Origin of the sequence: Mogibacterium pumilum (assembly GCF_002243385.1) — a bacterium.
In the GTDB taxonomy this organism is placed as follows: domain Bacteria; phylum Bacillota; class Clostridia; order Peptostreptococcales; family Anaerovoracaceae; genus Mogibacterium; species Mogibacterium pumilum.
Genome location: NZ_CP016199.1, coordinates 217,328 through 230,599 on the forward strand (window position 1 = coordinate 217,328; position 13,272 = coordinate 230,599).

The 13,272-nt window shown below is 39.5% G+C and carries 14 protein-coding genes and 1 tRNA gene; 5 read left to right on the top strand and 10 right to left on the bottom strand.

Annotated elements, in window-relative coordinates:
• Window positions 1–364 (top strand): hypothetical protein (locus AXF17_RS01145; RefSeq protein ID WP_207651570.1); only part of this gene is annotated, 364 nt, incomplete at its 5' end.
• A 150-nt stretch (window positions 365–514) separates the two neighbouring features.
• On the opposite strand, the gene AXF17_RS01150 is transcribed toward AXF17_RS01145, so the two are convergent.
• The 5 genes from AXF17_RS01150 to AXF17_RS01170 form a co-directional block, all read right to left on the bottom strand.
• Window positions 515–760 (bottom strand): DUF3343 domain-containing protein, encoded by a 246-nt coding sequence (locus AXF17_RS01150; protein ID WP_094233429.1) that lies wholly within the window; start codon window positions 758–760, stop codon window positions 515–517.
• On the bottom strand, window positions 760–963 hold the full coding sequence (locus tag AXF17_RS01155; protein ID WP_094233430.1) for a sulfurtransferase TusA family protein: 204 nt from the start codon (window positions 961–963) through the stop codon (window positions 760–762). Before AXF17_RS01155 ends, AXF17_RS01150 begins: the two co-directional genes overlap by 1 nt.
• A gap of 1 nt (window position 964) precedes the next feature.
• A complete protein-coding gene (yedE, locus tag AXF17_RS01160) occupies window positions 965–2,026 on the bottom strand; it encodes a YedE family putative selenium transporter (protein ID WP_094233431.1) in 1,062 nt (353 codons plus the stop codon).
• A gap of 166 nt (window positions 2,027–2,192) precedes the next feature.
• Complete coding sequence (locus tag AXF17_RS01165) at window positions 2,193–2,624, bottom strand: bifunctional (p)ppGpp synthetase/guanosine-3',5'-bis(diphosphate) 3'-pyrophosphohydrolase (protein WP_094233432.1); 432 nt, start codon at window positions 2,622–2,624, stop codon at window positions 2,193–2,195.
• A 66-nt stretch (window positions 2,625–2,690) separates the two neighbouring features.
• On the bottom strand, window positions 2,691–4,733 hold the full coding sequence (locus AXF17_RS01170) for an MBL fold metallo-hydrolase (protein WP_094233433.1): 2,043 nt from the start codon (window positions 4,731–4,733) through the stop codon (window positions 2,691–2,693).
• 365 nt (window positions 4,734–5,098) lie between these two features.
• Here AXF17_RS01170 and AXF17_RS01175 point away from each other — a divergent pair, with 365 nt between their 5' ends.
• The gene (locus AXF17_RS01175; RefSeq protein WP_330398510.1) at window positions 5,099–5,293 is read left to right on the top strand and encodes a DUF898 family protein; all 195 of its coding nucleotides are present in this window, start codon (window positions 5,099–5,101) and stop codon (window positions 5,291–5,293) included.
• Between the two features lie 168 nt (window positions 5,294–5,461).
• On the opposite strand, the gene AXF17_RS01180 is transcribed toward AXF17_RS01175, so the two are convergent.
• A tRNA-Thr gene (locus AXF17_RS01180) sits at window positions 5,462–5,536 on the bottom strand.
• Window positions 5,537–5,703: 167 nt separating this feature from the next.
• Between AXF17_RS01180 and ansA the strand changes: the two genes are divergently transcribed.
• The 3 genes from ansA to AXF17_RS01195 are packed head-to-tail and all read left to right on the top strand — an operon-like array spanning window position 5,704 to window position 8,542.
• On the top strand, window positions 5,704–6,744 hold the full coding sequence (gene ansA / locus AXF17_RS01185) for an asparaginase (RefSeq protein WP_094233435.1): 1,041 nt from the start codon (window positions 5,704–5,706) through the stop codon (window positions 6,742–6,744).
• A complete protein-coding gene (locus AXF17_RS01190) occupies window positions 6,741–7,418 on the top strand; it encodes a DUF6873 family GME fold protein (RefSeq protein WP_094233436.1) in 678 nt (225 codons plus the stop codon). The genes ansA and AXF17_RS01190 overlap by 4 nt, the downstream gene beginning before the upstream one ends.
• Window positions 7,419–7,426: 8 nt before the next feature.
• The gene (locus AXF17_RS01195) at window positions 7,427–8,542 is read left to right on the top strand and encodes an elongator complex protein 3 (protein ID WP_094233437.1); all 1,116 of its coding nucleotides are present in this window, start codon (window positions 7,427–7,429) and stop codon (window positions 8,540–8,542) included.
• Window positions 8,543–8,645: 103 nt separating this feature from the next.
• Here AXF17_RS01195 and aroD read toward each other — a convergent pair whose 3' ends face one another.
• The 4 genes from aroD to AXF17_RS01215 form a co-directional block, all read right to left on the bottom strand.
• A complete protein-coding gene (gene aroD, locus AXF17_RS01200; protein ID WP_094233438.1) occupies window positions 8,646–9,407 on the bottom strand; it encodes a type I 3-dehydroquinate dehydratase in 762 nt (253 codons plus the stop codon).
• A 235-nt stretch (window positions 9,408–9,642) separates the two neighbouring features.
• On the bottom strand, window positions 9,643–10,191 hold the full coding sequence (locus AXF17_RS01205; RefSeq protein ID WP_094233439.1) for an ABC transporter transmembrane domain-containing protein: 549 nt from the start codon (window positions 10,189–10,191) through the stop codon (window positions 9,643–9,645).
• Entirely contained in the window at window positions 10,188–10,940 is a 753-nt protein-coding gene (locus tag AXF17_RS01210) for an ABC transporter ATP-binding protein (RefSeq protein WP_094233440.1), read from the bottom strand. The genes AXF17_RS01205 and AXF17_RS01210 overlap by 4 nt, the downstream gene beginning before the upstream one ends.
• A 2-nt stretch (window positions 10,941–10,942) precedes the next feature.
• Window positions 10,943–12,925, bottom strand: a complete 1,983-nt coding sequence (locus AXF17_RS01215) for an ABC transporter permease (protein ID WP_094233441.1) — start codon at window positions 12,923–12,925, stop codon at window positions 10,943–10,945.
• Window positions 12,926–13,272 lie beyond the last annotated feature (347 nt).

The following is a 13,272-nucleotide window of genomic DNA, read 5'->3' on the forward strand; positions in this document are numbered from 1 at the left end:
GCTAGAAGTTAGTGCCCCCGCAAAAAACGAAGATGATGACTCTTTAATTAATCTCTATTACAATGTTCACTTATACAAGGCAAAGTCTTCTAAGCTTGCAGCGGAATTTATGAAATACAACAGCAAAAATGCACTTGAGGAGTCGGGCATCAAAGTATCAAACAAGTCTCTTGACAAGTTCCGCTTCGATTACGAGGGTCTCGACTATGCTGCATACATCGTAGATGAGAAGAAGGCAAATGATACTACTGTAAAGCGCGACCAGTTGCTATTCCTTAGAAAAGGCAACAAATACGTATATGTTTCATATTATGGACCTATCGACCTGAAGTCAAAAACTGGGCTCTTCGCAGAAAAGATGTAGGTTTATGGACTATAGGCCACAGTCTATACGCATTATGATTTCTTGAATTCATCAAGCAGTTCATTCATAAGTTGATAAGCAAATGACCAGCCGCATGACTGGTCATTTCACTTCTTGATTAAATTGTTTATTTATGTCACGTATACCACGCTATTCTTCTGGAGCCTCGAACAGCACTTTAAACCCCGATCCCTCACTCAGATATATTCCCTCGATATCTTCGGGATGATTTGCCACGAGTTCTGAGACATTATCCACCTCGAATGAAACGCATATCCCGCAGGCTGCACTAAGTGCTCTAGGCACTGGCATAAGTGTTGCGGTTTGATCTACGCCTTTCTGCTGCTTGTGGAACTGCTGTGCTCCAAAATGTGTATGGAAAGTTGCGATAAACATTACTTGAGTGTAATAAGGTAATCGCCTTCTGGCGTTTCACTGTATTCCATAGATAGCTTGTTGTTCGCTGCATATCTAGAGATATTCTTAACTGGTGTCATGCTGTCTACTAGAACTTCAACAGGTGTTCCATCCTTTACAGCGTTCTGAGTCATAATCACTGGTTCAGGGCATGAATACCCTCTTGCATCTACCTTATTCATTTTATGCCTCCTTACCTTTTCTTATATTCATCAGACCTATAACTACAGTCACGATAATTCCGAATACAACTGCAACCTTACCATTTGGAGTAGGTCCCATTGGCGAAGATGCTAATGCGAAGTTGTGGCAGAAAGCCGCTCCCACAACCATACCGAGAACTGCATTTCCTGAATCTGCATTTCCAGTACCTGAAAGAACCACCTGACGAAGTGGGCAGCCACCGAGTAAGCAAGAGCCAAGTCCAACGAGTACCATACCTAGGAAATTCCATAGTGCATCATTGAATGCGATTGGCTGTTGATCAAATCCTGCGTGGAAGAAACCGAGAGCTAGATTTCCAACAAGTGCTGCTACAAAAATTGCTATAAATCCGGATAGTAGATAGAAATCCTTGAAAAGTACAGCATCACGAATTCCACCAATCATGCAAAGTCTAGTGCGCTGTGCGAGTACACCGACAACCAGTCCTGCTATTAGCGAAATTGCGATAGGCGCATACATCGCTCCAGGCCCTTCCTTACTAAAAGCTAGAAGCGTTGGGAATGCGCATAGGATTACGAGTAAAACAACTGTGATTGCTGGCATCGCAACTCCTTCTGTTGGTCCTAGAGGAACTGATTTTTTAAGTGTGAATCCTTTTTTGAGGAATGCGATTCCACCAAGAATTCCGCAGAAAAATCCAACTAGCCCGATGATTGCATTCCAGTCTCCGCCAGCGATTCTGAGAATCATTCTGAGTGGGCAACCGAGGAACATAAGGGCTCCTACCATTACAAAGAACGCAAGTACAAATCTCGTCATCGGGGATGATCCGCCACGAATTTTGAACTCTTTTCCACAAACAGACATTATAAATGCGCCAAGAATAAGTCCGATTACCTCGGGGCGAGCATACTGCACAACTGGAGCAGTGTGAAGCTTAAGTGCACCAGCGGTATCTCTTATGAAACACGCAATACAAAAGCCCATGTTAGCAGGGTTACCATACTTAACGAGAACTACTGCAGCCACGCCAACCACGAGACCAGTAATAATCATAAGAGTACTTTTTTCTTTTTTCATTATATCCTCCTTGTTTAATTAATATCGATTTATCATTATGAGTATATCAAACAAGGATTTTGTATTAAAATCAGTAATTTTAATATTTAGAAAGTGTTATTGAAATTTTCAATAATACTTTCTCATTGCTCTTTCATTTCATATTTTCGGTCAAGAATCGTCCTTTTTAGTTGGCATTTCCCTGCAAAAGCCTCTTCATCGCCGCCCTATACTTCTCGACTCTTGCATAGTCCTCCGCATCAGGGTGCTCTATGCGTCTGATATCCATATTATGACTTAGGTCGGCAAGCTTGACGGAAGTTGCGAGCTTATTTAGCGAGATCTTGTCTATGTATTGCATGTAGTCTTCGTCAAGGTCTTTGGTAAGTGCTTTCACAGCCTCAACTACCTTATCGCTAAATCCGCACATGCGCAAATACACCTCGTCATACTCACCATCCTCGAGCACATCGTGCAGGTAAGCGACAACCTTTTCCTCTTCCGTTTCACACATATCTGCAACTGCAAAGGGATGCAGATAGTAAGGCTTCCCCGCCTTGTCCAGCTGCTCGTAGTGTGCCTCCTGGCATATCTGCTGTGCTAGTTGAATCTGATCCATATTCCTAAAACCTCCTAAATTAATTATAGGTACGGATTGTTGTTAGAGCAAGAGGCACTAGCCTTGCTATGCTAGTGCCCCTGTTGTATCGAAACTATATGTTGTGTTATCAATCACATGTGTGCCTGTATACATTACGCCGTCTTGTCCTAGGTAATACCATACGCCATAATGCTTTACCCATCCTTTGTGCATCGCACCGCTTGAATTCAGATAGAACCACTTGCCGTTATCATGGAGCCAGCCAGTCTTCATCGCGCCGCTAGAGCTTAGATAATAGCTATTGCCACCTTCCTGGAGCCAGCCAGTCTTCATAACTCCGTCGTTACCTAAATAATACCAAGCACCGCCAGTGTACTGCCAGCCTTTCAGCATAGCACCACTGGAGTTTAGAAGATACCACTTGCCATTATCCTGGAGCCAGCCAGTCTGCATCGCACCGCTAGAGCTTAGGTAATAGCTATTGCCACCTTCCTGGAACCAGCCAGTCTGCATAACTCCATCGTTACCTAGGTAGTACCAAGTACCGCCAGTGTACTGCCAGCCCTTCTGCATTGCACCGCTGGAGTTTAGGAGGTACCACTTGCCGCTATCCTGTACCCAGCCGGTTTTCATTAATCCACTCGAATCAAGGAAATATCTGTGACCTCCGTCTTCTATCCAGCCAGTCTGCATAGCGCCATCATTATCCATGTAGCACCAGTCTTTTCCGTATATCACCCATCCTGTCTTGAGCGCACCTGATGAATCAGCGAAATACCACTTATCCTTGGCTTTAACCCAGCCAGTGCCCATGATTCCAGATCTCGTTAATACATATTTCTTTTTTGCCGCTTTGTCGTAATATACAGTGTCCTGCAGCATTAAATTATAGCCTTCCGAGTCGAAGCAATACCAAGCTCCATCGATATATTGCCATCCGGTAGCGTATTTCCCATCATTTTTAATATAAGCGTAAGTCCATCCGTCTGGTGCGGTAGCATCTCCCCAGATCTGCCATCCTCTGATAATAGGATGGTATGCCTTTGCCTTTACTAAAGCTCTGCAAGATTCATCTGCAAAAGTCTGCATATCTGTGGATGACTTATCAAAGTCCTCTACGATAGCCCCAACATTTTCAATCGCTTTGTAAGTTGGGGTATTGTGCTTGTCTGCATATAGCTTATATGACAGCTGATGAAGCGGTCCATTTGACGAGAGTACAAAGTTCTTAGGTTCTAGGATTTCAAGTAACTGCTTACCATTTGCACTTGAGATGCCGTGATGACCAAGCCTTAGAGTGTCTATCGTTCCAGACTTCTTATAAATAACCTCTCCATATTTATAATCGATCATCGCAGATGCGTCTCCGAGTATTACCGCATTATGTAGTCCTTTTGTAATCTGCGTGATTATGGAGTTGTCGTTCTCCGTATAACCTTCTTTGTTGACAATGCTACTTAGGTTATACAGCGCGATATCTAGGTTTCCAAACTTGAAGCTAATATTGTCGCTATAATCTCCCTTCCTAGTAATCGTTGCATCCAACTTAGAAAGTGCACTCGTATCGTCGGAAGTGATATCGACCATAGTAACCTTTGCCTCGGTTAGTTTTCTTGAAACTTCCTTAAAGTATTCGGCGGTCTTCCATGTCGGATCTTCATACTTAGGAGCCCAATTTAAATATTTCTTATGGATATAAACAGTATCTGAGTCGAAGAATGGATTTCCATCGGAATTCTTCTCGTCAACCAAATCTATAAATCCACCTATGTGATCTGAGTGCGCATGCGTAGCAACGGCGAAATCAATATGCTTAACGCCTAGTTTTCTCATAAACTCCGCTACGGTCTTGCCATTACCACCCTGAGCAGCATATGGTCCATATTCGCTAGGGTTTGACGCATCGATCATACCAAACTTACCGTTGCTTTGAACAAGCGTGCAATCACTATGCGAACCATCTGTTGACGGAAGTGATAGATAGTATACTTTATCGCTCTCCGCGTCCCACGTTGGGTTTTCGTCGTCTGCATTTACATTAATTGGGTAAAATACGACCAAAAAAAATAGCAACACGAGACTGCTACATATAAATGCCAGTATAGAGTTATAGTTCCTTCTTTCCATTTCAACCTCTCACTTAAAAAACGTGTGCCATTTAACAGAATGATTTTATATTAAGGATTTTGTATTTTCAAGTATTTTATCGGTTAATCAGGTTAACTAGTTCCCTATTTAGTTATCCTATATTTTCATCATTTTCTATTGATTAGCAGGAATAAAAAATGTTATCTACCCTATTTACATGGACTCTCATAAATGATAATCTACAACTCATGCAAAATTACTATTATAATTAGAGGAGGAGCAGAACTATGAATCACTAAGAATCATATTTTGATGGCGGGTTATTTCAGCTTATTGGATATAGCCTTCTTGGCATACTTATTACAACTGCAACCCTCGGCATTTGTCTGCCTTGGGCGTACTGCATGATTTACAACTGGGAAATAAAGCACACGGTAATAGAAGGTAGGCGCCTAGAATTTGATGGCACCGCTGTGCAGCTATTCGGAAATTGGATAAAGTGGCTTCTGCTTACGATTGTAACGTTGGGAATCTATGGGTTCTGGGTGAATATCAAGCTTAGACAGTGGAAGACGATGCATACACATTTTGCGAATTAGATTTTGCTATTAATTTCCTGTATATGGACTAGTCAGCTTCCCTATTGGATCGATTTTACTTAATATCTATGCTGCGAGGGCTCACTAGGAGATTCAAATTTAAAAAATTATTTAAATGAAAAAGCCTCGAATTCGCCAATACAAAGGCGTTTTCAAGGCTTTTACTTTTGGAGCTGCTGGCGAGAATCGAACTCGCAACCACTTCATTACGAGTGAAGTGCTCTACCATTGAGCCACAGCAGCATATTGAAGTTGCCCATAAAGTATATAATAAAATCAATTACTTATCAATGTTGCATTTTCATATTCAAATCGCTGCATGATATAATCAATTATACGCGTATGGCACTAATATCATGATCGTGTGCATATTAAATATTTATAATTACGTACGAATTACGAGGTATCCTATGACCGTAACAGAGCAAGCACAGAAAATAGAAGATAAAAAAATCTGCCTCATATACACAGGTGGCACGATTGGCATGTCCAGAACGGATAGCGGCTACGCACCAATAGCCGGTCACTTGCAGCAGGAGCTCGACCGTATTGATGACCTCCATGCCGAAGGAATGCCCCAATATGAGCTAGTAGAGTTCACTCCACTTCTCGATTCTTCCAACATAACTTACGTGCAGTGGGACATGATTGCTGATTCGATCGCATCCCGCTACGATAATTACGACGGATTTGTCGTGCTACACGGCACAGATACCATGGCTTACAGCACTTCGGCACTTTCTTTCATGCTTGAGAATCTGAATAAACCTGTGATTTTCACCGGGTCACAAATTCCACTTTGCGAGCTCCGAAGCGACGGAAAGGATAATCTCATTACATCCATATTGATTGCGGCTTCCGGCAAGGTGAACGAGGTAGTACTCTACTTTGGACACAAACTCTTACGCGGAAACCGTGCTATGAAAGCTTCAGCAGATGGGCTTATCGCCTTTTCTTCGCCGAATTACCCACCACTTGCCGATGCTGGAATCGACATCACATATAACGAACCGCGTTTGATGCCAAAACCTCACGGTGAACTTCTCGTACAGTCGATCAAGCCTGCGAAGGTTGTAGTTATCAAGCTTTTCCCGGGAATCCAGTTTGAACTATTTGCCCCAATCATGATGCGCGGACTCGATGCACTCGTGCTTGAAACTTTTGGAACAGGCAACATCCCTAATTACGACGAGGCTCTACCACCTCTTATCGCTCACGCAATTGCAAATGGAACCATAGTGGTAGTCTGCACACAGTGTACGCAGGGAACGGTCAGACTCGGTGCGTATGAGACGAGTTCAGAGCTTGCAAAAGCAGGTGCGGTATCTGGTTCAAATATGACTACTGAAGCGACAGTAGCTAAACTCTACTACCTCTTCAGCCTAGGTCTGGACCACAGTGAAATTAACAGACTAATCGAAGTCGATTTACGCGGAGAGCTGAACCAATGAAGCTAGCATATCTATCATCATTGGCGCACCCTGACCTCCGCACTTATCTTACAAATTCTGGCTATGTTATCCACACATTTCCCAAACTCCGCACGTTATCGGAGCTTGTTTCAAATCATCCAGATGTACTGCTGTGTAAGTTAGGTATAATGCCTGAATCACCTATCTATGAGGGTGTTGCTAACGAGCTAGGTCCGATTTATCCAAGCGACTGCAGATACAATGCGACCTGTACTGGAAAGTTTTTTATCCACAAACTGGCTATAACTGATACCGGACTCCTATCTGCCGCAAAGACGAACTGCGGAGATGAACTGCAGCTTATAAATGTTCGCCAGGGATATACAAAGTGCAGTACTGTCATAGTAGACGAAGACTCTATCATCACTTACGACAAAGGAATCGCAAAGCCTTGTGAAGCAATTGGCATGAATGTCCTGTTAGTCGAACCAGGATTCGTGAAGCTACGAGGTGCCGATACTGGATTTATCGGAGGCGCGAGTGGACGTGTAGACGATGAAATAGTATTTAACGGCAACCTCTCGGCGCATCCAAACTTTAGAGAAATTACTACTTTCATAGAGGATAGAGGCCTCGGCTGCAAGTGGTTCGACTCATACGAGCTCGAAGATATCGGAACAATTATTACTATTACAGATTCTGACTCTGACTAAGGATATATATGAAGAAACACGCTATTATTCCAATATTCATACCGCACCGAGGCTGTCCCAATGACTGCGTCTTCTGCAATCAGCGGAAAATCACGGCTCGCACGGCTGCCCCGACTGTAGATGAAGTTAAAAATACGATTGACACATGGCTAACGACGCTCGGAGAAGTTCCGACGGTCGAAATTGCTTTTTACGGTGGAAGCTTTACAGGGCTCGAGCTTGCTGAACAGAGTTCATACCTCGCTATTGCCAAGGGATGCAAGGATAGAGGACTCATCGACAAGATTCACCTTTCGACGCGCCCTGACTATATAGACAGCGAGATTTTGGATAATCTAAAGGTACACTTGGTTGATACGATTGAGCTTGGAGTTCAGTCTTTCGACGATGAGGTACTTCGTAGGTCGAATCGCGGACATACAAGCACGGCTGTATACGAGGCTGTCTCACTGATTAAAGAGTATGGATTTGAATTCGGAATCCAGCTGATGATCGGGCTTCCAGGAGATTCTCTTGAAACGTGTATCTATTCAGCAAAAGAGACTGTTAAGCTAAAGCCTTCACTAACCAGATTATACCCGACCATCGTTATTGATGACACAGAGCTACTAAAAATGTATGAGCGCGGTGAATATCAGCCACTAAGTAGAGAAGAAGCCGTTACGAGGACGGTGGCAATGTATAAGATACTCGATGATGCAGGTATAACGATTATGAGAGTTGGGCTCAAGAGCACTGATATTATCGGTGAAGGCGGATCGATAAACGGAGGAACGTATCACCCTGCTTTTAGACAGCTCGTTGAGGGACGAATAGCGAGAGATAAAATCGAGCCGCAGCTTGATAGGATTGTAGATGAGCTCAGAACACGTACTGAGAAGTCAGACGGGCTCAAGGCTAACCCTTTTCAAGATAGCAATTCAGAAACCGAAGGCTTAAATCAGCAGAGAATACCTCGGGTAAAAGTAGATATTTTCTCTTCTCCTAAGTGGTTTTCAAATGCTGTTGGTAATAGCTGCGAGAATAAGAAATATTTTGAAGAAAAATACCCCGAACTAAATATCAAGTTCAGGGTAGATTACAGCTTGGAAACTGCACAGTTCAGAATAAACTGCAATATATAGCAATGTCTTGCTCTTTAAGGCATTGCTTTTGTGTTTCACACTCTCTTTAATTGTGTTGTGTTAATTGAATTTCTTTAATTATAACGGCTTTTTCGTCAGTTTATTATAGATAATAGTGCAGCAGTTTTAGTACTGTATTGAGATCATTCACTTCCATCTGACCAGGCGCCGATGCACTCTTGGCTGCTCCAAAGGCAATCGCTGACCCGAATGCCTCACCACAAATCCTAGAGAGCACTCCTGTTTCAGACATCGAAATCGTGACGATGGGGCGGTCAGCATAATCACTATACATCTCCTCAGTAGCAGCTAGGAGCGTTAAGACATCTTTCTTGTTTGTTGGCATCACTGCTATCTTGAGAATATCTGCGCCTAAATCCTGCATTTTTCGGAGCCTTGCTATAATCACGTCTTTGTCTGGAGTCTTTTTAAAATCGTGATTCGACCCTATAACCTTGACTCCAGCTTTGTGTGTGCCTGTGATAATTTCTTTTACGATATCAGTTTCTGTAAAAGCTTCCACATCAACTAGATCAACGTATCCAGTCTCCGAGGCACTTACGATAAGCTTTGCATAATCACCAGGTTCAATAGACTTTTTACCACCCTCATTCGATGTGCGAAATGTCATTAGTAACGGAGTCTCTCCGAGAACGGCTCTTAGATGCTTCAGTATGTCTTCTACCTTACTGAAATCATAAGCATATTCAAACCAATCTACTCGCCATTCAGCTATGTCTACTGGCAGACTTCCTAGTTTATATGCCTCTGTCAGTATATCTTCTTTAGTTGTACCAACGATTGGTACACAAATTTTGGGTAGGCCAGAACCGATTTCAATATTTCTAATTTTTACTGTATTCATGATCCTTACTTTTGCCAGTCTTTACTGGCTTCTATAAACTTCGACTATTGTACTCCACTTAATAGAATCTCAAGTAACAGGTGCACTGCAAATATATCATTTCGAAGACTTTAATTTCTTTTTATCAACCTCGTTTAATTTGATGAGAATGTAGAATCTGCACAATTACTATCATTAAAAAATCTTCGATATTCTCCGAGCTGATTTAGTAATTCCTTGTGCTGTCCGCAACCATTTATTTCACCATTTTTAAGAAAAAATTTTTATCACGAGCTAAATAGTTTATTATATACAACAACGGTGTAAAAATTAGAGCTATTAATGACAGTTTAATTGAAATATTAATCATAAAATATAATGCAACAATTAAATTAATTGCCAACATCAACGAGCTATTAATTATATCAACGTAATAATTTACAATTGTAGACACATCAAAATCAACTCTAGTAAATAATTCCCCCGCGTCAAATTTATAATGCTGTTTAGCAGGAATTGCCGAAATTTTGTTTATGACATCTTGTTTACATGAGTTTTCAATTTTATTTACAATATACTGCCCTAAAATGCTCTCTACATAGGTTAATACAACATTCAAGCACAACAAAACCATGTAGACTGGTATCATTCTTATAAACAAAGGTCGACTTGATAGTGTTATGGCATCTACTATTTTACCGAGAAAGTATGGGGAAATTCCAGAAATTATAGCAGATACAATAATATCCATTATAATAAAAATAAATAAGGCTTTTTGAGCAATAAAGTGTTTTTTACAATTCATAATTCTGCCATATTTGATAGAACTGTTTGATAGAATTCAGCTCTATTACCTGAATTCACTAGATTCTTTAATATTATTCCATCCTTAAGTAATACTACGTGACTACAGAAACTTGCCATTAGAGGATCATGGGTAACCATAATGATTGTTTTATTCATGACTTTATTAATCTCACTCAACGTATTTATTACGATATTACCCGACTTGGAATCTAGATTCCCTGTCGGTTCATCTGCAAGAATGATATCTGGATTATTAATAAGCGCTCTACATATAGCAACTCTTTGCCTTTCTCCACCCGACAATTCACTGGTATGCCTACTTAAAAGAGATTCTATCTGAAACTTTTTTGTATATGCATCCACAAGCGATTTCATTTTACATGGTTCTTCATCTTTTAGAATAAGAGGTATCATAATATTCTCTCTCACCGTAAGGCTATCCATGAGATAAAAGTCTTGAAATATAAATCCTATTTTATCTCGTCTTGCATCTGCCAATTCGTCTTCTGTCATTTTGGAGATACTCTGTCCAGTTAAAATAATCGATCCATCTGATGGTCTATCAATCAATCCGAGTGTTTTCAAAAGTGTTGTTTTGCCACATCCGGAGCGTCCCATAATGCCTAAAAAATCACCTTCCTCAACATCAAATGATATTGATTTGAGAATACGCAAGTCAGTATCCTGGGAAACCTTCCAGTTCTTATTATATGCTCTTACTAAATCTCTGACTTCCATTACTTTCATTCTTATCGTACCATCCTTTCCATGCTCTTAACCGCATAGTATGAATATATTCTTTGCAGTATTATGACAACAACTATATAGATAGACGCTATAATTATTATATAGTTCCAGAATTTGCCCTCCACAGTGATTCCCCAGCTATCTCCTCCATTTTCACATAGCTTTTTCAAAGCAGCTGCATGAATTAACGCTAAAATTGTACTAATACTTAAAGCAATACGCGGGAGGTTTTCAATTTCCGTTATCAAAGTACGACGAATTTTTCTTTTCCTCATACCCATATCATTTAGAAACCTATATTCTCTATTTAAATACGCACGTTCATTTTCCAGCTTTATTATTAAAACCAGTACAGCACTAAGCAACAAAGCAATAAGTATAATGCTCTTTGTCATAAGATTTACTGCCTGATGCATCTTAAGCTGATTAATATATGCATGCGTCAAATATAATTCTTCAGCTCCACCATCTACATTAACACCTGTCACGCCTCTTTGTTTCACTTCTCTTTTTAACTCACCACAGGCCTGAAATTTATTTTTTTTAGGAAATTTATATAACATTAACTCCGTCGGTTCACTCCCAGATTGAACCATTTGATCATATAATTTTCTAAATTCTGAATTTGACATAACAATGAGATTGCCACCCCAATGAGAATCTGAATATTGTCCAATTATAGTATTTTTGTAAATACGTCTAATCTTATATTCATAACGCTTGTCATATTTCATTGAAAGTATATAATCGGCTTTTTCAGCATTATACTTACCTGCGTATAAAGTTTTTAGGCAGAAAGAAATTTCCTTGTCATTGAATTTTGCTGCTTTTTTTGTACCTCTTTCTTCTATAACAACTACGATTCCCTTATTATTAAGATTAATTTTATGTCCTGTTAATTTCTTAAAAGTATCTGCCGAAATTGCCGTCTGTCTACTGTCATTATAAGAAGTCATTCTAATCGCCTTACAATGTTGGAAATAACCATTATATTTTTCAGATATATGCTTACCTTTTTCAATATTAATTTTGTTAGAATGCCAAATCGCGTCATAAGGATAATCCGAAGACTTGAATTTTTGAATCGGCATAGTCGATGCTAACGCAGAAGCAACATATGATAATGCAAAAAAATGAACTCCAAAAACTATTAGAACAAGTAACGAACTCTTCATATAACGTGTATATACAGAATTTAACTTTAATATATTTTTAAAATAAAATTTGTCGTTTTTTCTTAACAATTGAAATAATACTGGGACAGAAAATATTAACAGAATAGTTCCTGAAAAAAACCATAACACAAATGCTCCTGCGTGTTGCGTTTCATGACTTTGAAACATAGAATATCCAAAATATGATATTACTGCTGCTACTGCAATCATAAAAACACCTAATTTAGCACTTCTTTTTTTGTCACTAGAATAACTCTTCTTTGCCATATTACTCAGGTCACGATCCTCAAGCCAAAGCATTAGTAAGAAGAATGTTGCAAGCATGATAACAACACTTAATTTTAACACTGAAAAATACACATTCCAACTGACTTTTGTAATATCAATTAAGCCCGGATACAATGATTTAACTAAATGTTGCCCACCCCTAACAGCAGCAGCGCCCAAGAGTATACCTACGGAAAATGAGCCTAGCCAGCCGATAAGATATTCAAATATAATCATCCTATATGCACGTTTCCTTCTCATTCCAAGAATTATGAAATTTGTGTAATCATTTGCACGTAATTCTAAATACAATGACATCGCATATGCCATCATCATTGCAGTAATAATTATTATAATTTTTTCTGCAAGTTTAAAATCAACATACATTGAGAACATTATACTTGAGTCTTTGATAGCTTTTTTTACTATACTTTTAAATCCAAGAAATGCTGTTATCTCAATGGTTGCAAATACATTGCATAAAAAAAACAAAATATATTTTTTAAAATTGTATTTAAAATTCTTTAAGATAATTTTTTTCATTTAAATACCTCACTAAACATATTTCAAAGGGGCGATGATATTATCGCGCCTTTAAAACTACTTGCTTTCCGATTTTGTAAACACTGGGCTCATCAATTTATTTATAATATAACCCTCAACATCTCGCATCCCACAAATTCTTTCTTGGCACAATTATATGATAATTTTTAAACAAGTAAATATACATAAATAGTGTTCTAGACCAGTGCACTATAGGCATTCTTCTGTTTATCTATACACTGTAAACAATCTAATAATTGCATATTTTAAAAAAGACAGAAAAACTTGGTAATTGTATATCTTTCATAACCCCTTTATGATTTACTGATTTTAACCAAGTTTCAAAG

What these genes read in the sequence shown, in the direction of transcription:
- AXF17_RS01205 (WP_094233439.1), bottom strand. Translation starts at nt 10,191, where the DNA reads ATGAATTGTAAAAAACACTTTATTGCTCAAAAAGCCTTATTTATTTTT.
- aroD (WP_094233438.1), bottom strand. Translation starts at nt 9,407, where the DNA reads ATGAATACAGTAAAAATTAGAAATATTGAAATCGGTTCTGGCCTACCC.
- AXF17_RS01170 (WP_094233433.1), bottom strand. Translation starts at nt 4,733, where the DNA reads ATGGAAAGAAGGAACTATAACTCTATACTGGCATTTATATGTAGCAGT.
- AXF17_RS01155 (WP_094233430.1), bottom strand. Translation starts at nt 963, where the DNA reads ATGAATAAGGTAGATGCAAGAGGGTATTCATGCCCTGAACCAGTGATT.
- AXF17_RS01210 (WP_094233440.1), bottom strand. Translation starts at nt 10,940, where the DNA reads ATGAAAGTAATGGAAGTCAGAGATTTAGTAAGAGCATATAATAAGAAC.
- AXF17_RS01215 (WP_094233441.1), bottom strand. Translation starts at nt 12,925, where the DNA reads ATGAAAAAAATTATCTTAAAGAATTTTAAATACAATTTTAAAAAATAT.
- AXF17_RS01195 (WP_094233437.1), top strand. Translation starts at nt 7,427, where the DNA reads ATGAAGAAACACGCTATTATTCCAATATTCATACCGCACCGAGGCTGT.
- AXF17_RS01165 (WP_094233432.1), bottom strand. Translation starts at nt 2,624, where the DNA reads ATGGATCAGATTCAACTAGCACAGCAGATATGCCAGGAGGCACACTAC.
- AXF17_RS01150 (WP_094233429.1), bottom strand. Translation starts at nt 760, where the DNA reads ATGTTTATCGCAACTTTCCATACACATTTTGGAGCACAGCAGTTCCAC.
- ansA (WP_094233435.1), top strand. Translation starts at nt 5,704, where the DNA reads ATGACCGTAACAGAGCAAGCACAGAAAATAGAAGATAAAAAAATCTGC.
- AXF17_RS01190 (WP_094233436.1), top strand. Translation starts at nt 6,741, where the DNA reads ATGAAGCTAGCATATCTATCATCATTGGCGCACCCTGACCTCCGCACT.
- yedE (WP_094233431.1), bottom strand. Translation starts at nt 2,026, where the DNA reads ATGAAAAAAGAAAAAAGTACTCTTATGATTATTACTGGTCTCGTGGTT.
- AXF17_RS01175 (WP_330398510.1), top strand. Translation starts at nt 5,099, where the DNA reads ATGATTTACAACTGGGAAATAAAGCACACGGTAATAGAAGGTAGGCGC.